The sequence below is a fragment of the Bradyrhizobium sp. 62 genome (assembly GCF_023073035.1).
Lineage (GTDB): Bacteria > Pseudomonadota > Alphaproteobacteria > Rhizobiales > Xanthobacteraceae > Bradyrhizobium.
This window is the reverse complement of record NZ_JADPIT010000015.1, coordinates 22,058-45,835: the sequence shown is the minus strand read 5'-3', so window position 1 is coordinate 45,835 and position 23,778 is coordinate 22,058. Positions and strand designations below refer to the sequence as shown.

The following is a 23,778-nucleotide window of genomic DNA, read 5'->3' as shown; positions in this document are numbered from 1 at the left end:
CGCCAGCCAGTTGTCGATGCGATTGGCAACAGCCGGCGCGACGCTACGCGGGAATACGATGGTCGAAACCAGGCTGGCGCAGATGATGCCGAGCGAGATTTCCTCGAGCCTTGCCACCGCGGTGTCGAAGATGGCGCCCGGCTCGGACACCGAAGGAAAGCCGATCAGCGCCACCGTATACCCGGCCAGCATGAAGACATAGCTGCGCGGTGTGCCGTCGAGCAGCGAAAGGTAAAGACAGAGCCCGACCCAGAGCGCGATTGCCAGGCACAGCAGCTCGGGTGCATCGATCAGGTTCGGAACGAGCGCCACCGTCATGACCGCGCCGACCAACGTGCCCATCACGCGGAAGAAAGCCTTCGAGCTGGTTGCGCCCGCCAGCGGCTGCGAAGTGATGTAGACGGTCGCCATCGCCCAATAGGGCCGCGGCAGATCCATTGCCAGCGCGATGACGAGCGCCAGGATTGACGCGGCGAACGTCTTCAAAGCGAAAATGAGGTCCGCGTGGCGGACCAGGAAGGGCTCATCTGCGCGCATGGCTATTTCGCTTTGGCGTCGGTCTTCATGGCTCGCAGGCGGCTTACCCGCGGTCCTATGCGCTGGAGAGTCGCGAAGGTGACCGCAAGTTCCTCGGAGCCGGCATCAGCAAGCTGGCCCGCACCCGGCAGGGCCCGAGGGCGGCGCGGGTTCCCGACGGCCTGCTGACATCTCGGCGGGCCGCTTGCGCGCGGTCCCTCTGGCGGCGACAGCCCTCGCCTCAGTTCGCTACGTAGACATCGGGATCGAAGCTGGAGCTCGGCTTCTTGAAGGCGTTGCGCAAGGCCGGCGACATCGGGACGTTGTAGTTGAGGCCGCTCGGCGGCGTCGGCGATTCCAGCCACTTCTTGTAGAGGACCTCGATCTCCTGGCTGGCGTACAGCTCCGCGGTCGCGCGGTCGGCGAGCGCTTTGAACGGCGCGTCCTCCCGCCGCAGCATGATCCCGTAAGGCTCGGGCTTCGAGAACGTCTCCTCGCTGATCATGAAGAGCTGTGGTTCCTTCGAGCGCGCGATCGCGACCGCGAGCTGCACGTCGTCAAGCGCGTAAGCCTGGGCGCGATCGGTTTCCAGCAGCAGGAAGGCCTCGGCCTGGTCCTTGGCCGGCATCACATTGATGCCGAGATTGCGCTCGGTGTTGACCTTGGCGAGCTGCGTCAGGTTGACCGAGCCGGCCACCGCCGTCACCGCTTTGCCCTTGAGATCGTCGATGGTGTTGATCTTTGCGGCTTTCTTGGCTGCAAATCGCGTGGCGCTGAGGAAGTGCGTGTTGGTGAAGGCGACCTGCTTCTGGCGATCGGCATTGTTGGTGGTCGCCGAGCAATGCAAGTCGAGCGTCCCGTTGACCATCAGCGGAATCCGGTTCGACGACGTCACCGCGAGGGTGTCGACGGCGATGTCGGGCATGCCGAGCTGCTTCTTCACCGCATCCACGATTCTAAGGCAGATATCCATGGCAAAGCCAACCGGCTTCTGGTTGCCGTCGAGATAGCTGAACGGGACCGACGCCTCCTGATAGCCCAGCGTGATCTTCTTCGTCTCCTTCACCTTCTGAAGCGTACCCGACAGGTCTTCGGCGGAGGCGGCAGTTGCAAGGCATGTGAGGGCCAGGACAACAGTGGGTAAACGCATCGGGAACTCCTCGAGGAGGCTCGCGCCTCCATGCCGGGCGCAGCGATCGCATCGGTGATAGCGCAGGCGCGCAGCAGCCGCCAGACGAGCTTGCTTCTATCAGCTATCGCGGCTTGCGATATGGTGACCGGCCTTTTGTCCGCCTGGAGTCGAGGCGCCTCAAGCGCCAGGATGGCTGTTACGCGTCGATGCCGCGCTGGACCAGGATCCGCTCGGCGCTGTCGTTCCAGACGTCCATCTTGGTGATCTGGCCATTCCGCACCACGAAGCGGTCGACGTAGCGGTTGCCCTCGAACGCGGTCCCATCCATCCATTCGCCGTAGAGCGTGCCGACGCTATAGACCACGGTCTCGCCGTCGCCGGGGCAGACGTCGAACCGATCCATCTTCTTCTTGACCCAGCGGTAGCGCTTGGCGTTGAACCCGGTCGGGCCCCGCGGATGATCGAACTCGCGCCCGCCGGTAAAGGTGATCACCGTGCCCGGCGCCATATAGGCCGCCGCGGCGTCTGGATCGGGGATCATCGACGCCGTGAGATAGGCTTCAACGATCTCGGCGTCGGACGACGGACCGGCTTCGGCTTTTGCGGCAGCGGATATGGCTCAATCTCCCGGGCTTGCGGAATACTAACGCCACTCTCGGGGAATACGTGCATATATTTTGAACATTTCCGTCGCTACACTGCCGACAATCTGGAGCCGCCAAACGCGGCCGAATGCACTAAATTCCTTCCGCAAGAGCCATGACCGCGCAACCCGCCTTTGACCTCATCTTTCGCAACGCCTTGCTGCGTGGTGCCGCCGACCCGATGGACATCGGCGTCACGCGCGGCCGGATCACCGCCATCGAACCGACGCTCGCCTGCGAGGCCGTCGAGGTCGATGTCGGCGGGCGTCTCGCCCTGCCCGGCTTCGTCGACAGCCACATCCATCTCGACAAGGCCTGCCTGCTCGGCCGCTGCGGGCATGATCACGGCAGCGTCTCCGAAGCGATCCGCGCCGTCTCCGGGATGAAGAAGGATTTCTCGGTCGAGGACGTCTACGCGCGCGGCGCCCGGGTGCTCGAACGTGCCATCGTCCACGGCACCACGCGCATGCGAACCCACGTCGAGATCGATCCGCGCATCGGCTTGCGCGGCTTCGAGGCGGTGAAGGCGCTGAAGCGTGACTATGCCTGGGCGATCGACCTGTCGCTCTGTGCCTTTCCGCAGGAAGGCCTCACCAACGATCCCGGCAGCGAGGAGCTTCTGGTCCAGGCGCTGCGCGACGGGGGCGAGGTGATCGGCGGCTGTCCTTACACGGACACCGATCCGAACGCCCATCTCGCACGCATCTTCGATCTCGCCGAGGCGTTCGATGTAGACGTCGATCTCCATCTCGATTTCGATCTCGATCCCTCCTGGTGGCACCTCGACGAGGTCTGCCGGCAGACCGAGCGACGCAACTACGGGGGGCGCGTGGCAATCGGCCATGCGACGAAACTCTCCGCCCTGCCACCGGAGCGGCTGAAGGCCGCCACCGCGCAACTGGCGAAGGCCGGCGTTGCCGTCACCGTGCTGCCAGCAACCGATCTCTATCTGATGGGGCGCGAAGCGACCCACAACGCGCCGCGCGGGCTGACGCTCGCCCACAAGCTCGTCGGCGACGGCGTGGTGTGCTCGATTGCGACCAACAACGTGCTCAATCCGTTCACGCCGTTCGGTGATGCCTCACTGCTGCGAATGGCGAATTTCTACGCCAACGTCGCGCATGCCTCGGTCAACGACTTCGATACCTGCCTTGATCTCGTGACCGAGCTGCCGGCGCGGCTGATGAACCTTCTGGATTACGGGATCGAGGTTGGGAATCCAGCCGATCTCGTCGTGCTCGACACACAAGACAGCCGCTTCGCCATCGCCGAGCTGCCGGATATCGTGATGGGCTTCAAGAGCGGCCGGCAGACTTTTGCGCGTCAACGGCCCACTCTGTTCAATTCCGGCTGATCCGCTCTCGATGCATATCTGCATTGAAGGGCGGCCTATTTCCGAGCAGCTTCCGTTCGATGTTACCGCTGATCGTTCCGCAATTCCGAATCCGGTAGATTCCCGGATAGTAGATTCTAGCTGATTCTCGATAGCTGCGCGCATTGCAAGTCCCGCAGTGCCGGTCATAGTAGGACCGGCACTGATGTCTGCATTCAACGGGGAAGCATCGACATGTTCAGCGCATTCAGCGGCATCGACACTCACTCCATTCGAGCGAGAACGCCCAGCGAGGCCGCCCTGAAGCGGCTCGACGGCATCGGGCACGTCCTGTCGGACCTCGATCTGGCGGGCGTCCGGACACAGGATGACCTGACGCGCATGCTCCTGACGCTCGATACCGCCGACAAGTGTATTCGATCGATCCGCGCAGAATTCCGGACCGAAGTCGCGAACGATCGGCTGGCCCACAAGGCCGAAGACCTGATGGCGTCGATCGAACGCACCCGCGACGATCTCACCGGCTGTCGCACGCCAAAGTCCTGAGCAGGAGCCACCCTATTTCTCGCGATTGATCTTCGCCAGGATTAGATCCGCCTCGGTGCGCCAATCAGCGCTGCGGGCGAACTCCTTGGTGCCTTTCGTTCCGAACAGGCCCTCATCGGCAAGGTCCGCCACCCAGGCCTGCCGCTCGGCGGTGCCCTGCGCGGACCACGGCGTCAGCCCCGCTTCACGCACGGTCTCGGCGACCTCCCGGACTTCCTCGGCGCGGCGGCGGCCATGCTCGATCACGCGCTGGAAGCAATAAGCGCCCTGCTTCTCCCAATCGATCGTGGGAAAGGTTTCCGCCAGCGAAGCCAGTACCGCATCCTCGACGCCATAGGCGCGCGCGGTGGTGAAGCTTTCGATGACCATGGCCTCCAGGCCCTTGATCATGATGCTGCGACACATCTTCACCGCCGAGGAAACACCGAGCTCGTCGCTCGCAACCTTTGCCGCAAAACCGATCGCGTTCAAGAGCGGCTCAAGCTCCCTGGCACCGGGACCACCGAGCAGCAGCGGCACCTTGATGCGACAAGGCGGTACCGATGTCATCACCGCGCCCTCGACATAGCGTCCGGCGGCGCCATCGATCAGCGCGGCGGCGCGCTGCTTGGCGCCGGGAGACGCCGAATTGAAATCCAGGAACCAGGTGCCCTGATTGATCGCGGCCGCGCAGGCCTTTGCCACCGGCACGGCCTGGCTCGCCGTGACCACGGAGATGATGAAATCGGATTTGGCGGTCAGCTCAGTGTGCGAGGCTGCGAGCCCGACACCGAATTTCGCCGCATGCTCCACCAGCGGTGCGCCCTGCTCGCCACCGAGCTTGATGTCAAAGGCTGAGACCTTGATGCTCTGCTGGCGCAAATCCTCGGCCAGGATCCTGCCGACCTCGCCGTAACCGACCAGTCCGATCTGCCATCGCTTGGGATCGCCCGCCATCAGTTCAGTCCTCGCGTTGTCTCGTCGAACAGCTCCTCGACCGCATAACGGCGCGGGATCAGCGCCTGCTGGAAGGCGTAGTCGACGATCAGCTCCAGCGGCTTCCTGTTGGCGTCGATCCCGAACGGCACAAGATCGGGCGTTGCCGCCGATCCCGCCTGCGCCTTGCTTTGCTTGAGGAGATCATAAATGCCCGATACCACGTCAGGACGCGATTTCGCCAACTGTTCGGTCACGACCACGAGATGGTTGACCGGCACGACGCCGCGACGGGCGTACCATTTGGCGGCTTCCGCGGCCGGATCGGAGAACAGCGTCTTCAGCTTGGGATCGGTCGAGGTCTCGCCGAGGACGGCGTCGAGCTCGCCGTCGATCAGCATCTGCAATATCTTCTTGCCGTTCGGCGCGCGCTCAGTGGTGTCGACATATTCGGCGACGTGCGGATCCTCGAACGTGACCCAGCGGATGTTGTCGAGATTGACGCCATAGTCGTTGGCGAGGATGCCTCTGATCCAGGCCCCGGTGGTGGTCGTGAAGGAGCGGATGCCGACGCGCTTGCCTTCGAGATCCGACGGTCCGAGCATTCCATGCGCAGGGTTATAGAGCGCGTAGGAATGCTGGAAGCGACCGAGCATGGTGGCAGGCAGTAGCACGAGCGGCTTGCCATGCGCCTTCGCCATTAGATAGGTGACGATCGCCATCTCGCAGACATCGAAGGCCTGCTCGCGCACCATCGGCTTGAACGCGGTGTTGGTCGGCGTGTACGCGATGAAATCGAGATCGAAGAGATCAGAGCGGAGCTCACCGCTCCTCACCGCCTGGACATGGGGGTGACTGCCGAGCACGGCCTTCAGCTTGAGACGATCCATCGGCCCGCTCCACTTCTCTTCAGACATCCTCGGGATTGTCGACATAGACGAGCCCGGCCTTCGCCAAGGCCTCACGCATGCCGTACATGTCGAGGCCCAGTTCGCCCGAAGCCAGCCGCGTGCGTTTGCCGGCTTCGTCCGCGTTGCGCTTCTTCGCCTTCTCGGCGACTTCGGCCGCATGGCGCCTCGGCACCACTACGACGCCGTCGTCATCGGCCACGATGATGTCGCCGGGATCAACATTGACGCCGGCGCAGACCACGGGGACATTGACCGCGCCGAGCGTCGCCTTCACCGTCCCCTTGGCCGAGACCGCGCGCGACCACACCGGAAACTCCATCTCGTGCAGCGCCCTGACGTCGCGGCAGCCGGCATCGATGATCAGCCCCTGCACGCCGCGCGCCTGCAGCGAGGTCGCGAGCAGCTCACCGAACATGCCGTCGGTGTTGTCGGCGGTACAGCCGACGACGAGGATGTCGCCCTTCCTGCACTGCTCGACCGCGACATGGATCATCCAGTTGTCGCCCGGCTGCGCCAGCACGGTCACGGCGGGACCGGCGATCGCCGCGCCCGGCCAGACCGGCCGCAGATACGGCTTCATCAGGCCGATGCGGCCATAGGCCTCGTGCACGGTCGAGACGCCGTACTCCGCCATCCCGGCGGGATCGGCACGCCTGATGTTGCGAACGACGACCGGCTTCATGCCAGCTCCTCCGCAACCGTCGGGAACAGGCGCTGATAAGCCTCGCCATACGTCATCGGCACGCCGGTGTTGCGGCTGCCCTGAATGCCGCGATTGAGCGCGACGCGCTCGTAATAGCCCCACAGGTGCTTCTGCGCGGCGAGGATCTGGAATGCCTCGTACTTCTCCTTCCAGACCTCGTCGATCTTGAGCAGCAGGTCCGGCTTGTAATTGCATTGCTCGGGCTGGTGTGGCTCGAACAGGAACACCGGAGGCGCCGAATATTTGTACTGCGCACCCGGCTTGTGGCCCATGGCCTGCGCGACCACGCGCGTTTCCTGCGCGAAATGCGCCGCGTTCGGATGGTCGAAATTATAGGGGTCTTCCAGCGCGTGCGTCAGCACGAAGCTCGGGTTGAGCTCGCGGTAGATGTCGACCATACGGTCGAAATGCGCTTCCGTCAGCTTCAGCGGATAGTCGCCGCAATCGAAGAACTCGATCTCGGCGCCGAGCAGTTTTGCAGCGCGCTCCGCCTCATCTTTGCGGCCGGCCTTGACCGATTCCAGCGTCGCGCCCTTTTCCTTCCAGGCGAACTGGCTCTCGCCGCGCTCGCCGTAGGACAAGCAGACGATCTTCATGCGATAGCCCTTTTTCGCATGCAGCGCGATGGCGCCGCCAGCCCGCCAGACGAAATCGCCCGGATGGGCCGTGATCACGAGACCTGTTTTCATGGGACAAACTCCCCTCTTCTGTTCGCAAGCGTCATAAGTTCGTCAAGCCGCGGCGGCGGGCTCCTCGCCGTCGAGCACGCGCTTCAGGCGGTCGCCATCGAGCGCGCCTTCCCATTTGGCAATCGCGATGGTCGCGACCGCGTTCCCGATCAGATTGGTCGGCGTCAGTCCCTGGGACATCAGGCGGTGGATGCCGAGCACGAGCGCCACGCTCGTCACGGGAATGCTGCCGGTGGCGGACAGCGTTGCCGCCAACACGACGAAGGCGGCCCCCGCGATGCCCGCCGCGCCCTTGGAGGTCACGAGCAGGATCAAGAGCAGCTCGATCTGCTCGGCGAGACCGAACGGCGTGTTGGTCGCCTGCGCCAGGAACACTGAGGCGGCGGCAAGGTAGAGGCAGGTGCCGTCGAGATTGAAGGAATAGCCGGTCGGGATCACGAGCCCGACCACGCTCTTCTCGCAGCCGGCCTTCTCAAGCTTGGTCAGCATCCGCGGCAGCACCGTCTCGGACGATGTCGTGGCAATGCAGATTAGGAGCTCTTCCCAGATGTAGCGGATCAGCTTGAGCAGCGAGAAGCCGCACAGCCGCGCGACCGGGCCGAGCGCCACGATGATAAAGATCACGCAGGTGAGATAGAAGCCTCCCAGCAGCTTGCCGAGCGAGGCCAGCGAGCCGACGCCGAACTTGCCGACCGTGAAGGCGATGGCGCCGAACGCCCCGATCGGCGCCGCCCACATCACGAAGCCGACCACGGTGAATACCATCTTGGCGGCGATGTCGATGAGATTGACCAGCGGCGCGGCGCGCTCGCCGAGCTGCACCAGCGCAAATCCGCACAGTACGGCGATGAAGAGCACCTGGAGGATGTTGCCCTCGGCAAAGGCGCCGATGAACGTCGCAGGCACGATGTTCATCAGGAACGGCACGAAGCCGATCACGCCGGTCTGCTTGACATAGGGCTCGATCGCGCTGGCATTGATGCTGGCTGGATCGATGTTCATGCCGACGCCGGGCTTGAGCACGTTCACCGCGATGAGGCCGATGATCAGCGCGATCGTAGTCATGATCTCGAAATAGACAATTGCCTTGACGGCGACCAGCCCCACCCGCGCCATGTCGGCCATATGCGCGATGCCATGGACGACCGTGCAGAAGATGATCGGCGCGATCAGCATCCGGATCGCCTTGATGAAGGCGTCGCCAAGCGGCTGCATCCTGGCGCCAACCTCGGGATTGACGATCCCAAGCGCGATGCCTGCCGCCATGGCGACGAGCACCTGGATCCAGAGCTCCTTCCACCAGGCGCGAACGCGCGGCTTGTCGATCGCAAGCGCCGTCATCGCTCGAACTCGAACAGCCGCGCTGGATTGTCGACGAGGATCTTCTGCTGATACTCCGGCTCCGGCGCAAACACCGGGATAAGGTCGACGAGATCGCCGTCGTTCGGCATCGCCTTGACGTTGGGATGTGGCCAATCGGTGCCCCAGATGACCCGGTCGGGCGCAGTGTCGACGATCTTTCGCGCGAACGGCACGGCGTCGGTGAACGGCGGACCGGCCGATGACACTCGCTCCGAGCCGCAGATCTTGACCCAGCACTTCTCGTCGCGCTGCATCAGCTCAACCAGGATCTTGAACGGCAATTGATCGAGCCCCTCGGACGCCTTCACCCGGCCCATATGGTCGATCGTGTAGCTCAGCGGCAGCCTTGTCAGCGTGTCGGCATATTCGGGCAGGTCGATCGCGTCGAAATGCAGGTCGATGTGCCAGCCGAGCGGCGCGACCATCGCGACGATGCGGTCGAACACCCGCTTGTCGGGAACGCCGCCGAGATGGCGAACGAAATTGAAGCGGCAGCCGCGGAATCCGCCCTCATGCAGCACGCGGAGCCCACGCTCCGTGATGGTGTCGTCGATATTGGCAACCGCGCGATAGGCGCCGTTGCTCTGCGCGATGGCGTCAAGCGCCACCGTGTTGTCGGTGCCATGCACACTGGCATTGACGATGACGGCTCGCCCGACTCCGAGCTTGGCATGTAGCGTACGGAAATCGGCGAGCGGCGCATCCGGCGGCGTGTAGGAACGGTCCGGCGCGTAAGGGTATTTCGCGCCGGGCCCGAAGATGTGGCAATGCGCATCGCATGACAGCTTCGGCAGCTTGAACTTCGGCGTGCGCGTGTTCGGGTTGGGCGGCGGAATGGTCGGCGTGTACATCATTGCCATCAGATAAACCGCCGAACCAGATCGTGTCTTCAAGTCTTGCTGCTGACGACCGGCCCTCGCCGTGCTGGCGCCTGATCCAGCGCCGGCGCCTGGAACGCGGCCACGGTGGCTTGCACCAATTGCTCGATGGCACTTGCGGCATCGCTACCGTCGGCCTCGCCGCGCGACAGGCGCGAGACGCGATCCGGCGTCACCAGCGAATAATAGAGTGCGCCAAGCAGGAAGTGGCTGCGCCAGACGATATCGGTGCGCGGAACGTGCGGCAGGCTTTCGTGAACAGCATCGATGAAGGCGTGGCTGGTGTCGTCAAAAGTCTGTGCGATGATCTTTCGCGCGACTTCATTGCCCTCCGCGGACATCACCGCGCGCAGCCGCGTGAACCGCGCCCCGCCCCCGGCAAGATCACTGCCCGAGGTGAAGGCCGGCACGACATAGGCCCGCACCACCGCTTCGAGCCGATCCTGGAGATCGCGCACGCGCTTGGCGGCCGCGAGCAGCTCGGAACGGCGCAAATTCATTGGCCCGCAATGGCGCCGGTAGATCTCCAACAGCAGGCCGTCCTTGGTCTTGAAATGATAGGTGACGCTGCCGGGGTTGGCGCCGGCGGCCTGTGCAATATCGCGCACCGACACGGCGTTGAAGCCGTTGGTGGCGAACAGCTCCTCGGCCGCGGCGAGAATTGCCTCGCGCATGTTCGGCTTGCGGGCCGTTTCCTTGCTGGCGGGGTTGCGCGTCATGTGATTTGTACTATCGTACAAAAGATCAGGTCTCGTCAACAAGAACCATGGGCGGCGTCCGGACGGCTCGAAAGACCGACGGTCCACACGCAATGCTCGCAAGGAGTGCTGGAAAATGCTGGGTTTGAACAAGAAGATCGGCGGCTTGATGCTGGGTGTCGGTCTGCTGCTGGGAGGCGGCGCCGCGCAGGCCGCCGACAGCTATCCGAGCAAACCGGTTCACATCCTGGTGCCCTACGCTGCCGGCGGCGCGGTCGACGTGCTCGCGCGCACGCTCGGACAGGCATTGGCGAAAACCTGGGGCCAGCAGCCGGTGATCGACAACCGTCCCGGCGCCGGCGGCATCGTCGCCTCGCAGGCACTGACGCAAGCCGCTCCCGACGGCTACACGCTGATCCTGGTCGCGAGCGGTCATCCCCTCAACCAGTTCATCTATCCGAGCGTGCCTTATGACACGTTCAAGGACTTTACCGCGATCACCGAAATCGCCTCCTCGCCGCTCGCGATCGTCGTCGCCAAGGACAGCCCCTACAAGACGCTCGGCGATCTCCTCGCTGCGGCGAAGAAGGACCCTGACAAGCTCTCTTACGGTATGTCCGGCAACGGCACCTCGGCGCATCTCGCCGGTGAGCTGTTGAAATACATGTCCGGCACCAAGATCGTCGCGATCCCCTACAAGGGCGGCGCGCCCGCGCTGACCGCTGTGATCGCCGGCGACATCCCGCTCAGCATCAATCCACTTGCGGAAGCCATCAGCCAGATCGAAGGCGGCTCGGTGCGCGCGCTCGCGGTGACGTCGGCCGAACGCTCGAAGGCGCTACCCAATGTTCCGACCGTCGCCGAGTCGGGCGTGCCTGGTTACGACGTCTCCGTCTGGTGGGGCGTGCTTGGCCCGGCAAAAATGCCGCCGGAGATCGTGGCGAAGCTCGAAACCGGTCTGAAGGCGGCGCTGCAGGACCCGAACGTGCTGTCGACGCTCGGCAAGATCGGCGCAGCCGCGGTCGGTTCGTCGTCGAGGGAATTCGACGCCTACATGCATTCCGAGGCGACCAAATGGGAGCCGGTGCTGAAGGCCGCCGACATCCGAGCGCAATGAGGTGCTTCGCATGAGGACCGGCGCGCTGGACACGATCCAGCGCCAGACCGGCTTGCGCGGCGCCACGAAGGCGACGTAGGTCAATTGCGTGCGCTCGCCCGCATCTTCTCCGGCGGCGCGGGACGCCGCACGAAATCGGCGTCATCGTCGCCTCCTCCCGACGGGATCAGGATCGCGCGCTCGCGCGGCAGCGCTTCCGGCATCTCGTCGCGGATGAAGGCGATGAGCTTCTCTCTCATCTCGCAGCGCAGGTCCCAGGACTGCGGCGCGTTCCTGGCGCTGACGAGGGCGCGAAGCTCGATGGTGCGAGCATCCGCGTCGATTACCTGGAGATTGACCACCTCGCCGTCCCAGAGCTTGGATTCCTTCACTGCTTCTTCCAGCCAGCGCCGGATCCGCGGCACGTCGGCACGATAGTCGACATGGAACGCAATCACGCCGATCAGGGACGCGGTGTCGCGGGTCCAGTTCTGGAATGGCTTTTCGATGAAATAGGACAGCGGCACCACCATGCGGCGCCAGTCCCACAGCCGAATCACCACATACGTCGAGGCGATGTCCTCGACCCATCCCCATTCGTTCTCGATGATGACGGCATCCTCGATGCGGATCGGCTGGGTGATCGCGATCTGCATGCCCGCGATCAGATTGCTCAGCAGCGGCCGGGCAGCAAGACCAACGATGATACCCGCGGCACCGGCGGAGGCGAACAGGCTGACGCCATATTGCCTGACCGAGTCGAACGTCATCAGCGCGGTCGACACCGTGATGATGACGATGATGATATCGGTGACGCGCTTGAAGACGCGGACCTGGGTGACGTGCTTGCGCGCGACAAAATTCTCGGTGACGTCGCGAAAGTTCAGGAGATACCGTGCCGCGCTCATATCCACGATCCGGATCGAGATCCAGCCGATCAGCGCGATGAAGGCGACGACGAACAGGCGCGTCAGCGGCGTGCGGAAAGCGTCGTCCAGCGGCGCGAGCGGCAGCACCAATGCTACGGCGGCAAGGCTGAGGGCCAACTGAGCAGGGCCAGCCGTGCGCGCGATGAACACGCTGATGAGCGGGAGGCGGGTTCCGAAGGCGCGGTTGAACAGCCAAACCGAGAGATGATACATCGATAGGGCAATCAGGATCGCGCCAGCGACCAGGCAGAGGCCGACGAACCACGACGGTATCCACCCGAACATCCTGTCGATGTCGGCCAAAAGGGTCTGCCGATTCATTAAAGTCCCCGCATTTTGGTTCGCGCTTGCCGTTCAACGCATTGCAGCGCGGTTCGCTCCCCTGATCGGTGCAATGCAGCATCCCTCTGGTGCATTCATCGCCGAACTGCGCTATTTCTGGTCGATCATGACTCGACGGACCGGCAGCGCCGACCTTCCCCTTCACACCGGCCGGGTTCCACCCTGGCTGGCGAACCGCATGTCGTCGCTGGGCGCGATCGTCACGCAGGCGATCGTGCATCACTACGGACGGGATGCATTCCTGCAGCGGCTCTCGCACCCGTTCTGGTTCCAGTCGTTCGGCGCCGTGATGGGGATGGACTGGCACTCCTCCGGCATCACGACCTCGGTGATAGGCGCGTTGAAGCGGGGGTTAGGCCCGCTCCAGGATGAGCTCGGAATCTACGTCTGCGGCGGTCGCGGCCAGCATTCGCGCAAGACCCCGGACGAGTTGATGCAGCTCGGCGATCGCGTCGGATTCGACGGCGCAAAGCTCACGCGTGCGAGTCGCCTCGTTGCGAAGGTTGACAGCGCCGCGGTCCAGGATGGCTTTGACCTTTACCTCCACGGCTTCTTTGTCACCGCCGACGCCAAATGGACCGTGGTGCAGCAGGGCATGAACGGCGACAAGCGGCAGGCCCGCCGCTATCACTGGCATTCCGAGGCGCTGAAGAGTTTTGTCGATACGCCGCACAGCGCGATCGACGGGCCGCTGCAAGGCGAGATCGTCAATCTCACCGACCATCGCGCCGATATCTCCCGCACCGCGCAGCTCGAGCTTCTGAGCGATCTCGGGCCGGATCGCATCGTCTGCGAATTCGAGCGACTCACCGGGACTGCGTCCGCGCCAGCGCAGGCGATGCTGCCGCACCTGATCATGCCGGCACATCACGACGTGCGGTCGAAGGACGTGTTTGCGCGCCGCCTGCACGGCACACTCGCGGCGGCGGCCGAGCGCGGCCCGGTCGACTTTCCGGAGCTGCTGCTGACGCCCGGCGTTGGCGCTCGCACGGTGCGTTCGCTGGCGATGGTCGCCGAAATCGTGCACGGCGCGCCCTACCGCTTCAACGATCCCGCCCGCTTCTCGCTTGCCCACGGCGGCAAGGACCGGCATCCCTACCCTGTTCCAATCAAGGTCTATGACGAAACCATTCGCGTGCTAAAGGGGGCGATTCAGAACGCAAAGCTCGGGCGCGAGGAAGAGATGCAGGCCATCAAGCGCCTCGACGACCAGGCGCGGCGGCTGGAGCGCACTGCGCGTGGGCCGTCTGTCGAGGCCTATATCGCCGGAGAGCGTGCGGCCTCGCCCGATCTCGACGGCCGCTCAGTGTTTGGCTGGGAACGCGACCTGGCACCGACAAAAAAGCGGACCGGCTGAACACCGGTCCGCGAGTTGGTCGGGAGGAACGCCTCTCTCAGGTCTCGTCGGTGCCCGGCTCCTCGTCGAGCCGGTTGGCCGAGTGGTCCTGATACTGGTCGGTCTGGATCGCCTTGCCGTCCATGCCGCGAATGTCCGAGTGCTGCGCCTTGTCGCGGTTTGACAGCACCATGTTGTCGCCGATCTTGTCCTTGGGCACGTCCGTCATGGCGCCGGTGCCGTCGCCCTTGCCGTGCATGCCCGATCTGAAATGCGTCTTGCTGCCATGACCACCTGGCATCTTTTTCTCCTCTTGCTTTGATCGCCCGTGAAGCTCAGTGCTTCTGCTGTGCCGGCGTCGGTTTCGGGGGCTTGTGACCGCTTTGGCCGGGATCGTTGTGCTTGTTGTGGTCGCTTTCCTGGTTGAGGCCGCCCCGGCTCACCGGAAATTCACTCTGCCGCGCCTCAGGTCGCGCGCGGTGGACGGCCGTGTCCTCCGGATTGTGGCCGATCGCTTGGTCAAGCTCTCGCGCGTCTGGAACATCCGGCTTGCGCTCGAGGATGCGAACCTGTTGCTCGTGGGTCTTCTTGCCTTGCATGCTCGTCCTCCGGAGCTATCGGTCTCGTCGGCGCGCGCCGCTGCGCGCGACGTCCTTGTCGATGCCGCCAGCGGCGTTTACGTCGTTCTCGACATCGCCTTCGATCGTGTTCTCGCCCAGGGCGTCCTCGAGGTCGTCAGGCGAGATACCAGCCATCGTTGCGCCCTTCGATCCGCCAATCATGGGATTTTCGTGCAGATCCTTTTCGGTCGGTGCGTAGAGTTTGGGTTGCTTATTGGTCATGCCTCACCTGACTCCGCCTTTTCCGGCCTCGTCATGCCTGTGGTGTGAATCGTGCTCGCCACCCCCGCCAGAGACGCGGCTGTGGTTGCGCTGCGGGTCGTCCGCCGGTGGCTTCTTCACTTCGAGCGGTGCCTTCGCATTCTCATGCGATGCGCCAGGTCCGCCCTGACGGATGCTGTTCGGTGTCTTGGTGGATGTCGACATGTCACCTCCTCAGCGATCTTGCTGATGGCCTTGGTTGGTGGTGTTCTGCTTGATGTTGCCCTGCTGCCCCTGCTGGTCCGGATTTTGCGCACGCTGCTGGCCGTGCGGGGCAGTCGAGGACACTTGCTTGCCGTCGCCGGTTCCCTTCGGGCTTTGGTTCTCGGCGGGAACAGGTGGCATCTTGCCGGTCATGATGCTGTCTCCTGTTGTTGGTCTGCGACATCGACCGAGGAACTCATCGCGGCCTCCGATGTCCGAAAAACAACGAGAGAAACGACATGCCGTTCCTACCGACGAGTGCAGAGAAAATTATTCGCAAGGTGTAAGTCTCAGCAGGCCGCTCGCTGGGAACGAACCATCATCGATCCAGCTGCTCCGTGGCCGTCGCGCACGACGGGGAGATTCGCGATCGCACGCATGCCCGGTCGCTTGCGCCAGTGGATCTGAGACACGTCCACAGCAAAGCCAAGTTTCGTCCATCGCACAAACAGCGCTTCCAAGGCACACGCTGCCTCGATCCGGGCAAGTTGATGGCCGAGGCAGAAATGGATGCCCGTTCCGAAGGACAAGTGACGGTTCGGCTTGCGCGCGGGATCGAGGCTCTCGGGACGCTCATGCACCGCCGGGTCCATGTTCGCGGCCGCGAGCATCACCATGACGCGATCGCCCTTCTTGAGACGCACGCCCGCGAGCTCGATATCCCGCCTCACATAGCGCGGCTTGGAGAACTGCACCGGCGATACGAAGCGCAGGAATTCCTCCACCGCAAGCCCGACGCGGTTCCAGTCCTGTGCCAGCCAGTCGCGGACGCCAGGATTTCTGAGGAGCTCGTAGACGGAACCGCTGATGAGATGCGTGGTGGTCTCGGAGCCCGCCGCGAGCAGCAGGAACACCATCGACACCATTTCATCCGGCGTGATCTGGCCGCCCGCGCGCTCGACCTGGACCAGCTCCGCGATCAAGCCGTCGCCGCCCCGCACGCGCGCAATCTGCAACTGCCGTTCGAGGTAGGCTCGCATCTTTCGGAACGCGAACAGCAGGCGGAAGAAGCTGGCGACATTCGTGAGCGAGGACATCGTATTGGCCCACGCGATAGAGGGCGATCGGCCAACGGCAACCCAAGCAGCTCGGAGATCACCGCGAGCGGCAGGATGCGGGCATAGCGCTGGACGAGATCGGCCGGGTTTCCTGCCGAGAATAGCTCGTCGGCGAGACCGTCCGCGATGGCGCGGATACGCGGCTCCATCGCGACAATCGCGCGGCGGCGGAAAGCCTCGTCCACGATGCTGCGCAGCCTTGTGTGGTCCGGCTCGTCCATCGTCAGCATGTTGTTGGCGATGGTTCTGACGTAGTTCGGCATCCACCAGCGCAGACCTGCGACGTCGCCATCCTCCTTGCGCAGCGTGAAATTGGTGCCGTCCTTCAGGACTTGCGCCGTCGCCTCGTGGGTCGTGGTGATCCAGACATCACCGACGAGAGGAAATCGGATCGCGACCACAGGACCGGACATGCGCAACGTTGCGATCGCCTTGGGCGGATCGCGAAAGAAGGCCTCGCTGGTGAAATCGAGGCGTGGTGCCATGTGTTCACCGCAGCGGTTGACGGGGTCTCACCGAGATGGTGCACGACGCCACCCGCGCAAGGGGTGCGGAACCTCCGCCGTCATCGGTTCAGGCGTGAGAGTCGCTACCCCCGCCCGGGCGAACGCGGGCCGATCTTGCGCTGCTGCTGATTGGTGTAGGCGTCCCAATTGCTCCAGCTGCCGTTGCTGAGGCTTCGCAGGTCGGTGGTGAGCGGACGGCGCGTGCGCTTGTCGTGATCGGCGATCACGCGCTCGGATTGCACGATCTTGCGCTTGAGTTCCCCGACCGCCTTCTGTGTTTGGCCGTTCCGCTTCGAAGACGCGATCTCGCCCATCGTGAAGCGCGCGGTCTCGAGCGCCTTCAACTCGGCGCGGTTCTTCTTCAACTGAACCCGGTGCCAGGCGATGTTGCTGTCGCTGTCCGCAACCATGTGGGAACTCCGCTGATTCGTTCCCACAGTGTATCGCGTGCCGAATCGGCGCCGCAACGGGCGCGCGGCGGCGAAAATACGGTCTTATTGCGCGGGAGTTCCGCGCCTAGCGCTCGGCGAAGGCCTTTTCGACCACGAATTGGGCCGGCTCGCCGTGATTGCCCTCGACAAGCCCCCGCTCGCCGAGGAGCACGCGGGTGTCCGCCACCAGAGCCGGGCTGCCGCAGATCATGACGCGATCGTGGGCGGCTTCCAGTACCGGCAGGCCGATGTCGGAAAACAGCTTGCCCGAGGTGATGAGGTCGGTGATGCGGCCGCGATTGCGGAAGGGATCACGCGTCACGGTCGGATAGTAGATCAACTGGTTGCGGATGTACTCGCCGATCAGTTCGTCCTTGGGCAGCGTCTCGGTGATCATCTCGCCATAGGCGAGCTCCTTGACGTGCCGGCAACCGTGCAGCAGCACGACCTTCTCGAACCGCTCATAGGTCTCGGGGTCCTTGATCACGCTCAGGAACGGCGCAAGGCCCGTACCTGTGCCGATGAGGTAGAGGTTGCGGCCGTCCTCCAGATTGTCGATCACCAGCGTGCCGGTGGCTTTGCGGCTGACGATGATCTCGTCGCCTTCCTTCAGATGCTGGAGCCGTGAGGTGAGTGGGCCGTCCGGCACCTTGATCGAGAAGAACTCCAGCGTGTCCTCGTAATTGGCGCTGGCGACGCTGTAGGCCCGCAGCAGCGGCTTCTCGCCGACCTTGAGCCCGATCATGGTGAATTCGCCGTTGCGGAAGCGGAAGGTCGGGCTGCGGGTGGTCTTGAAGGAGAACAGCGTGTCGGTCCAGTGGTGGACGCTCAAAACGGCTTCCTGATTGAAATTGCTCATCTCACCCTTCCGTGGCGCGTCGTGGCGGTTTTCAAGGCGGCAGCTATGCGTCGTTTGTACACGATCATTTGTATACTAATGAATAATCCGGCTTGATCCCGCGGTCAAGGCTGCCCAAGATCGGAAGCGTTGCAGTTAAGGATAAGGACCCATTCCATGGCGCATGACGCACCCCAGGCCACCGGACCCTCGAAGCTCGTGATCCGCAATATCGGCCTGATCCTGTCCGGCGCGCTGGAGAAGCCGATCCTGGACGGCGACACCATCGTCGCCGAGAACGGCAAGATCACCGCGATCGGCCGCTTCAAGGACCTCGACACCGAAGGCGCGACCACCATCGTCGAGGCCAACGGCACCACGGTGGCACCCGGCCTGATCGACAGCCATGTCCACCCTGTTGCGGGCGACTGGACGCCTCGCCAGAACCAGATCGGCTGGATCGACAGCAATTTGCATGGCGGCGTTACCACGATGATTTCCGCCGGCGAGGTGCATATGCCCGGCCGCCCGCGCGACGTCGTCGGGTTGAAGGCGATGGCCATCTTCGCACAGCGCGCATTCTGGAATCTGCGGCCTGGCGGCGTGAAGGTTCACGCCGGCGCGCCTGTGATCGAATGCGAGATGGTCGAGGAGGACTTCAAGGAGCTGGCCGCAGCCGGTGTCAAGCTGCTCGGCGAAGTGGGCCTGGGCGGCGTCAAGGATGGCCCGACCGCGCGAAAAATGGTCGGCTGGGCCCGCAAATACGGCATCCAGAGCACGATCCACACCGGCGGGCCCTCGATCCCCGGCTCCGGCCTGATCGACAAGGACGTGGTGCTGGAGGCCGACACCGACGTGGTTGGCCACATCAATGGTGGCCACACCGCGCTTCCCGACGACCAGATCCGCTGCATCTGCGAGGGCTGCAAGCGAGGCCTCGAGCTGGTGCACAACGGCAATGAGCGCTCGGCGCTGTTCACGTTGCGCATCGCGCGCGAGATGGGCGATCTGCACCGCGTCATCCTCGGCACCGACGCGCCGGCCGGCTCCGGCGTGCAGCCGCTCGGCATTCTCCGCATGGTGTCGATGCTGTCCTCGCTTGGCGACCTGCCGGCAGAGGTCGCGTTTTGCCTGGCCACCGGCAACACGGCGCGGATGCGCGAATTGGATTGCGGCCTGATCGAAGTCGGCCGTTCCGCCGACTTCGTCATCATGGACAAGGCGCAGCATTCGGCCGGCAAGAACATTTTGGACAGCGTCCAACTCGGTGACCTCCCCGGCATCGGCATGACCATCATCGACGGTATCGTACGCACCCAGCGCAGCCGCAACACCCCGCCGGCCGGCAGGGTGCCGGAGGTGGTGGCGAAGTGACGCAGCCGGAGCGGCTCGCGCTCCGCGCGGACCCTCGGGAAAAGCTGATCACCCAATCAGTGGCGCTTAGCGATCTCACAACGCACATAGGTCTGGCGCTTGCCTTGCCCGACCGGGCTGTTGTCCATCACCAGCTTGCCATCCGCGGCAATGGAAACCCGGGGACTGGAGCGATACTTCTCGCCCTCGCCTTCGCAGGCGAGCTTCATTTTCCAGCTGAGCTTTCCGTCGGCGGTGATCTCGCTGGCGCGGCAACGGGTCTCATACCAATAGAGACGGTTGCCGCCCTCGATGCTCATGCGGTTGGCGCTGTCCTGGTCGCGGCAATCCTTTTTGGTTGACGCCCAGAACCCCTCATAGGCTTGCGCCGCGAGGGCGGGAGCACACTGGCCCGCCAGCACCGCACTCAGACTCAGAGCCATCGCAAAACGGGTCGCCGCTCTCATACCGAAAGACCTCGATAAGACCTTCATCGAGGTTAGTCGCGCCTCACCGCAGCTTGTTCAACAGCGCCATCAGCATCTCGCGCTCCTTTGCCTCGAGCGGCGCCAGCGTCTCCCGGGTGATCGCGAGCGCATTCGGCGCGACCTTTTCCGCCAGCTGCTGGCCCGCGCGCGTCAGGCTGACCAGAAGCCGTCGTCCGTCCTCGGGATCCTGGCTGGTCTCGGTGAGGCCGCGCGCCGTCAAACGATCGATCACGCCCTTGATGGTCGCCACATCCATCGCCGTCAGGCGCCCGAGCTGGTTCTGCGAGCATGGCCCGGCCTCAGCGAGCTTCGACAGCGCCGCCCATTGCGTCGGCGTAATGTTGGTGCCGATCTCGCGAGAGAAGATCGCGCTGTGGCGCTGCCAGACCTGGCGAAGGATGAACCCAACCTGCTCGTCGAGCACGTAAGGCGGCTTTGCCGGTTTGACGCTTTTCTTCGCCGCGACGCTTCTCGCCATCCGCTCGATACCCTTGCCCTTTGCCTTCACAACGACAGATGCGCGTCGCGGATATCCGGACGCGCGTCGAGCTCGGCCATGGTGCCGCCGAAACAGATGCGGCCGCGCTCGATGATATAGGCGCGATCGGAGATCAGCCGCGCAAAATGCAGATTCTGCTCGGAGACGACGATGCTGACGCCCTCCTTCTTCATGGTCAGGATGGCATCGACCATCTGCTCCACGATCTTCGGCGACAGGCCTTCCGAGGGCTCGTCCAGCAGCACCAGCGACGGATTGCCCATAAGCGTGCGGGCGATGGTGAGCATCTGCTGCTCGCCGCCGCTCATGCGGCCGCCCGGGCGATTTTTCATCTCGCCGAGGTTAGGGAACAGCGAAAACAGCTTGTCGCGGGTCCAGTGCGGCGCGTTCGGGCGCTTCGGCTGGCGGCCGACCTCGAGATTTTCTTCCACCGTCAGGTCGGTGAAGATACGCCGCTCCTCCGGCACGTAACCAAGCCCATCCCGCACGATCTCATGTGTCGGACGCGCCGAGACATCCTTGCCTTCGAACATGATCCGTCCCGAGCGCTGCGCGACGAGCCCGACGATCGAGCGGAACGTCGTCGACTTGCCGGCGCCGTTGCGGCCGAGCAACGCCACGACTTCCCCCTCGCCGACCTCGAAGCCGATGTCGAACAGGATATGCGCCGGGCCGTAATGACTATTGAGATCTTGCACCGTGAGCTTCATACCGATGCTCCCTCGCGATGCCCGGCCTCGTAAAGGAGGCCCTCGCCGAGGTAGACCGCCTGCACCTGCGGATTGCCGCGCACCTCCGCCGGCGAGCCCTCGGCAATCAACGTGCCGCGGTTGAGCACGATGATGCGATCGGCGTGCTCGAACACCACGTCCATGTCGTGCTCGGTGAAGAGAACGCCAATCGATTTTTCCCGGGCGATCTGCGCGGTCAGCCGCATCAAATCGACGCGCTCGCGCGGCGCCATGCCGGCGGTCGGCTCGTCCATCAGCAGCAGCTTTGGCTGGTTGGCGAGCGCGACGGCGAGCTCGAGCCGCTTGAGATCGCCATAGGCAAGCTCGCCACAGGGGCGATCCGCGTAACCGCCCATACCGACCAGCTCGAGCAGTCGCCCGGCTTCGCCGCGGTCGAAGTTCGGCGCCGAGCCCCAAAGATTGTACAATTGCTTGCCGTGCGAGATCAGCGCGACCTGCACATTCTCGCGCACGGTCATGGTCGCGAAGGTCGCGGTGATCTGGAAGGTGCGGCCCACGCCCATCCGCCAGATCTCGCGCGGCTTCCTGCCGGTTGTGTCTTCGCCGAGCAGGCGGACGTGGCCGCTATCAGGCTTGTTCTGGCCGTTGAGCATGTCGAAACAGGTGCTCTTGCCCGCGCCGTTCGGTCCGATCAACGCCAGGATCTCGCCTGATCGCAGCGAGAACGAGACGCCGCGCGCGGCGTGAACGCCGCCATAGGATTTGGTCAGGCTTTCGACCGCGAGAAGTGGGGGGGCGACGCTCATTCGGCGGACTCGATCGGCTTTGCAAGCAAGGGGGAGCCCGGCGGCGATGCCTTCCTGCGGCGCTGCGCCAGCATCTCCAGCATGCCGACGATGCCCTTGGGGAAGACGACGACGATCAGAACGATGAAGCCGCCGAGCACGAGCTTTGACAGGTCGGTCTGGCTGACCAGCCAGATGTTCAAGGCCTTGTAGACGATGGCGCCGATCACCGCGCCCGACACCGTCTCGACGCCGCCGAGCAGCACCATCACAAGCGCATCGACCGAGAGCGAGATGCCGAGATTGTCCGGGAAGACGCTGCCCTTGAGGTAGGCGAACAGCGCGCCGCCGATGCCCGCGGTCGTGCCCGCGATCACGAAGGCGGTCCACTGGATGCGCTTGGCGTTGATGCCGACCGCTTCGCTGCGCAGCAGCGAGTCGCGCGTCGCCCTCAGCGCATAACCGAACGGCGAGAACACCATGGCCCGCAACGCGATCGTCACGAGCGCCGCAACGCCGAGCGACAACCAATAGAAATGCGATGGGCTCGCCGCCCAGCTCGCGGGCCAGACGCCCAGGATGCCGTTGTCGCCGCCGGTGACGCTCACCCACTGGAACGCGATCGACCAGACGATCTGCGCGAAGGCGAGCGTCAGCATTGCAAAATAGACGCCAGAGAGCTGCACCGCGAAGAAGCCGAACACGGCAGCGCCCATGCAGCCGAGCAGCGGCCCGAGCAACAGGCAGACGATCATCGGCAGTCCCGCCATCTTGGCGAGGAAAGCGACGCCGTAAGCGCCGAGGCCGAAATAGGCGGCGTGACCAAAGGAGGCGAGCCCGCCGACCGACATCAGGAAGTGCAGGCTGACGGCGAAGATTACGGAGATCGCGATCTCCGACCCGACGGTCAGTGCATAGTTGCCGGCGAACAGCGGCAGCGTCGCTGCGATGACGAGCGCTGCAAGCGCGGCCAGCCGCTCGTTCGACGTCAGCGGTCGCCAGGGATTGACCGTGAGACCCGGCGTCTTGCGCGCGGGGGCCTCGGGTCTGCCGAACAGGCCCCAGGGCCGCACGATCAGCACTGCCGCCATCACCAGGAAAACCAGGATGATGGAGATTTTTGGAAAGATCAGGATGCCGAAGGCGTTGAGTTCGGAGACCAGCACCGCCGCGACGAAAGCGCCGATGATGCTGCCGAGGCCTCCGATCACGACGACGACGAAGACCTCGACGATGATACGCAAATCCATCGCATGATGCACGGCATCGCGCGGAATCTGGAGCGCACCGCCTAGAGCGGCGAGGAAAACACCGACCGCAAACACGCTCGTGAACAGCCATTTCTGGTTGACGCCGAGCGCTGCGACCATGTCGCGGTCTTGCGTCGCTGCGCGCACCAGCACGCCCCAGCGCGTGCGCTGGAACAAGAGCCAGAGGATGCCGAGCACGACCGGGCTGAGCACGATCAGGAACAAATCATAGCTCGGGATGTTTTGGCCGAAGAAGTCGATCGCCCCCTTGAAGCCGGGTGCACGGCGCCCGACGAGATCGTCCGGGCCCCAGATCAGGACGACGAGGTCCTCGACCATCAAGGTCAGGCCGAAGGTCGCAAGCAGCTGGAACAGCTCGGGCGCGTGATAGATGCGCCGGAGCAGCACCATCTCGACAATGACGCCGATCACTGCCACGGCAAGCGCTGCGATGACGATCCCGCCCCAGAAGCCGAACGTCCCCGATAGGCGCTCGGTGAGCGTGAAGGCGATATAGGCACCGATCATGTAGAAGGCGCCGTGCGCGAAATTCACGATCCGCGTCACGCCAAAGATGATCGACAGGCCCGACGCCACCAGGAACAGCGACGCTGCACTGGCGAGGCCGGTCAGAAACTGTACGACGTAAAAGGCCATCAGCGGTCCGGGTTAGTGTTGCATCACCTCTCCCCGCTTGCGGGGAGAGAGAGCTTCGTAGGGTGGGTTAGCGCAGCGTAACCCACCTGTTCTGGTTCTGCGGGTA

General features: G+C 64.0%; 28 protein-coding genes and 1 pseudogene. 5 read left to right on the top strand and 24 right to left on the bottom strand.

Annotated features, from left to right (window positions below; all coding sequences use genetic code 11):
- The 3 genes from IVB47_RS10530 to IVB47_RS10520 all read right to left on the bottom strand — a co-directional run.
- Window positions 1-537 (bottom strand): FUSC family protein (locus tag IVB47_RS10530; RefSeq protein WP_247461429.1); only part of this gene is annotated, 537 nt, incomplete at its 3' end.
- A gap of 220 nt (window positions 538-757) precedes the next feature.
- The gene (locus IVB47_RS10525) at window positions 758-1,666 is read right to left on the bottom strand and encodes an amino acid ABC transporter substrate-binding protein (protein ID WP_247461427.1); all 909 of its coding nucleotides are present in this window, start codon (window positions 1,664-1,666) and stop codon (window positions 758-760) included.
- Between the two features lie 178 nt (window positions 1,667-1,844).
- Window positions 1,845-2,264 carry a nuclear transport factor 2 family protein gene (locus IVB47_RS10520; protein ID WP_247360432.1) on the bottom strand — a complete coding sequence of 140 codons (420 nt, stop codon included), beginning with the start codon at window positions 2,262-2,264 and terminating at the stop codon, window positions 1,845-1,847.
- Between the two features lie 143 nt (window positions 2,265-2,407).
- On the opposite strand from IVB47_RS10520, the gene IVB47_RS10515 reads away from it, so the two are divergent.
- Together IVB47_RS10515 and IVB47_RS10510 are read left to right on the top strand one after the other, a co-directional pair.
- A complete protein-coding gene (locus tag IVB47_RS10515) occupies window positions 2,408-3,646 on the top strand; it encodes an amidohydrolase family protein (protein WP_247461426.1) in 1,239 nt (412 codons plus the stop codon).
- Window positions 3,647-3,859: 213 nt separating this feature from the next.
- The gene (locus tag IVB47_RS10510) at window positions 3,860-4,171 is read left to right on the top strand and encodes a hypothetical protein (protein WP_247461424.1); all 312 of its coding nucleotides are present in this window, start codon (window positions 3,860-3,862) and stop codon (window positions 4,169-4,171) included.
- 12 nt (window positions 4,172-4,183) lie between these two features.
- On the opposite strand, the gene IVB47_RS10505 is transcribed toward IVB47_RS10510, so the two are convergent.
- Genes IVB47_RS10505 through IVB47_RS10475 form a run of 7 tightly spaced genes read right to left on the bottom strand, consistent with a single transcriptional unit; the run spans window position 4,184 to window position 10,348 of the window.
- A complete protein-coding gene (locus IVB47_RS10505) occupies window positions 4,184-5,107 on the bottom strand; it encodes an NAD(P)-dependent oxidoreductase (RefSeq protein ID WP_247461422.1) in 924 nt (307 codons plus the stop codon).
- Window positions 5,107-5,976 (bottom strand): hypothetical protein, encoded by an 870-nt coding sequence (locus tag IVB47_RS10500; RefSeq protein WP_247461419.1) that lies wholly within the window; start codon window positions 5,974-5,976, stop codon window positions 5,107-5,109. The genes IVB47_RS10505 and IVB47_RS10500 overlap by 1 nt, the downstream gene beginning before the upstream one ends.
- 19 nt (window positions 5,977-5,995) lie before the next feature.
- Window positions 5,996-6,679, bottom strand: coding sequence for a 4-carboxy-4-hydroxy-2-oxoadipate aldolase/oxaloacetate decarboxylase (locus IVB47_RS10495; protein ID WP_247461416.1), 684 nt, complete (start codon window positions 6,677-6,679; stop codon window positions 5,996-5,998).
- Complete coding sequence (locus tag IVB47_RS10490; RefSeq protein WP_247286630.1) at window positions 6,676-7,389, bottom strand: PIG-L deacetylase family protein; 714 nt, start codon at window positions 7,387-7,389, stop codon at window positions 6,676-6,678. The genes IVB47_RS10495 and IVB47_RS10490 overlap by 4 nt, the downstream gene beginning before the upstream one ends.
- A gap of 42 nt (window positions 7,390-7,431) precedes the next feature.
- Entirely contained in the window at window positions 7,432-8,730 is a 1,299-nt protein-coding gene (gene dctA, locus IVB47_RS10485; protein ID WP_247461414.1) for a C4-dicarboxylate transporter DctA, read from the bottom strand.
- Window positions 8,727-9,611 carry an amidohydrolase family protein gene (locus IVB47_RS10480; RefSeq protein WP_247463116.1) on the bottom strand — a complete coding sequence of 295 codons (885 nt, stop codon included), beginning with the start codon at window positions 9,609-9,611 and terminating at the stop codon, window positions 8,727-8,729. Before IVB47_RS10480 ends, dctA begins: the two co-directional genes overlap by 4 nt.
- A 29-nt stretch (window positions 9,612-9,640) precedes the next feature.
- Window positions 9,641-10,348, bottom strand: a complete 708-nt coding sequence (locus IVB47_RS10475) for a TetR family transcriptional regulator (RefSeq protein ID WP_247461412.1) — start codon at window positions 10,346-10,348, stop codon at window positions 9,641-9,643.
- 115 nt (window positions 10,349-10,463) lie between these two features.
- Between IVB47_RS10475 and IVB47_RS10470 the strand changes: the two genes are divergently transcribed.
- Window positions 10,464-11,444, top strand: coding sequence for a tripartite tricarboxylate transporter substrate binding protein (locus IVB47_RS10470; RefSeq protein ID WP_247461411.1), 981 nt, complete (start codon window positions 10,464-10,466; stop codon window positions 11,442-11,444).
- An 80-nt stretch (window positions 11,445-11,524) separates the two neighbouring features.
- On the opposite strand, the gene IVB47_RS10465 is transcribed toward IVB47_RS10470, so the two are convergent.
- Entirely contained in the window at window positions 11,525-12,673 is a 1,149-nt protein-coding gene (locus IVB47_RS10465) for a mechanosensitive ion channel domain-containing protein (RefSeq protein WP_247461409.1), read from the bottom strand.
- Window positions 12,674-12,800: 127 nt separating this feature from the next.
- On the opposite strand from IVB47_RS10465, the gene IVB47_RS10460 reads away from it, so the two are divergent.
- On the top strand, window positions 12,801-14,051 hold the full coding sequence (locus IVB47_RS10460; protein WP_247463114.1) for a DUF763 domain-containing protein: 1,251 nt from the start codon (window positions 12,801-12,803) through the stop codon (window positions 14,049-14,051).
- Between the two features lie 37 nt (window positions 14,052-14,088).
- On the opposite strand, the gene IVB47_RS10455 is transcribed toward IVB47_RS10460, so the two are convergent.
- The 8 genes and pseudogenes from IVB47_RS10455 to IVB47_RS10420 form a co-directional block, all read right to left on the bottom strand.
- A complete protein-coding gene (locus IVB47_RS10455; protein ID WP_027569471.1) occupies window positions 14,089-14,331 on the bottom strand; it encodes a hypothetical protein in 243 nt (80 codons plus the stop codon).
- A gap of 34 nt (window positions 14,332-14,365) precedes the next feature.
- Window positions 14,366-14,629 (bottom strand): hypothetical protein, encoded by a 264-nt coding sequence (locus IVB47_RS10450; RefSeq protein WP_247286637.1) that lies wholly within the window; start codon window positions 14,627-14,629, stop codon window positions 14,366-14,368.
- Window positions 14,630-14,644: 15 nt separating this feature from the next.
- Window positions 14,645-14,872 carry a hypothetical protein gene (locus tag IVB47_RS10445; protein WP_027517322.1) on the bottom strand — a complete coding sequence of 76 codons (228 nt, stop codon included), beginning with the start codon at window positions 14,870-14,872 and terminating at the stop codon, window positions 14,645-14,647.
- 3 nt (window positions 14,873-14,875) lie between these two features.
- Entirely contained in the window at window positions 14,876-15,076 is a 201-nt protein-coding gene (locus IVB47_RS10440) for a hypothetical protein (RefSeq protein WP_247461406.1), read from the bottom strand.
- A gap of 9 nt (window positions 15,077-15,085) precedes the next feature.
- Window positions 15,086-15,268, bottom strand: a complete 183-nt coding sequence (locus IVB47_RS10435; RefSeq protein ID WP_247461404.1) for a hypothetical protein — start codon at window positions 15,266-15,268, stop codon at window positions 15,086-15,088.
- A gap of 137 nt (window positions 15,269-15,405) precedes the next feature.
- Window positions 15,406-16,658, bottom strand: a pseudogene (locus tag IVB47_RS10430) (cytochrome P450).
- 104 nt (window positions 16,659-16,762) lie between these two features.
- A complete protein-coding gene (locus IVB47_RS10425; protein ID WP_027517320.1) occupies window positions 16,763-17,089 on the bottom strand; it encodes a hypothetical protein in 327 nt (108 codons plus the stop codon).
- A gap of 106 nt (window positions 17,090-17,195) precedes the next feature.
- Window positions 17,196-17,969: a ferredoxin--NADP reductase gene (locus tag IVB47_RS10420; protein WP_247286639.1), complete on the bottom strand. Its 774-nt coding sequence runs from the start codon at window positions 17,967-17,969 to the stop codon at window positions 17,196-17,198.
- A gap of 156 nt (window positions 17,970-18,125) precedes the next feature.
- Here IVB47_RS10420 and IVB47_RS10415 point away from each other — a divergent pair, with 156 nt between their 5' ends.
- Window positions 18,126-19,322 carry an amidohydrolase family protein gene (locus IVB47_RS10415; protein WP_027569467.1) on the top strand — a complete coding sequence of 399 codons (1,197 nt, stop codon included), beginning with the start codon at window positions 18,126-18,128 and terminating at the stop codon, window positions 19,320-19,322.
- Between the two features lie 56 nt (window positions 19,323-19,378).
- On the opposite strand, the gene IVB47_RS10410 is transcribed toward IVB47_RS10415, so the two are convergent.
- The 5 genes from IVB47_RS10410 to IVB47_RS10390 are packed head-to-tail and all read right to left on the bottom strand — an operon-like array spanning window position 19,379 to window position 23,672.
- Entirely contained in the window at window positions 19,379-19,768 is a 390-nt protein-coding gene (locus IVB47_RS10410) for a hypothetical protein (RefSeq protein ID WP_247408148.1), read from the bottom strand.
- Between the two features lie 43 nt (window positions 19,769-19,811).
- A complete protein-coding gene (locus IVB47_RS10405) occupies window positions 19,812-20,267 on the bottom strand; it encodes a MarR family transcriptional regulator (RefSeq protein ID WP_007592445.1) in 456 nt (151 codons plus the stop codon).
- Window positions 20,268-20,293: 26 nt separating this feature from the next.
- On the bottom strand, window positions 20,294-20,998 hold the full coding sequence (locus tag IVB47_RS10400) for an ABC transporter ATP-binding protein (RefSeq protein ID WP_027569464.1): 705 nt from the start codon (window positions 20,996-20,998) through the stop codon (window positions 20,294-20,296).
- Window positions 20,995-21,786, bottom strand: a complete 792-nt coding sequence (locus IVB47_RS10395; RefSeq protein WP_247461401.1) for an ABC transporter ATP-binding protein — start codon at window positions 21,784-21,786, stop codon at window positions 20,995-20,997. Before IVB47_RS10395 ends, IVB47_RS10400 begins: the two co-directional genes overlap by 4 nt.
- On the bottom strand, window positions 21,783-23,672 hold the full coding sequence (locus IVB47_RS10390) for an ABC transporter permease (RefSeq protein ID WP_247360681.1): 1,890 nt from the start codon (window positions 23,670-23,672) through the stop codon (window positions 21,783-21,785). The genes IVB47_RS10395 and IVB47_RS10390 overlap by 4 nt, the downstream gene beginning before the upstream one ends.
- Window positions 23,673-23,778 lie beyond the last annotated feature (106 nt).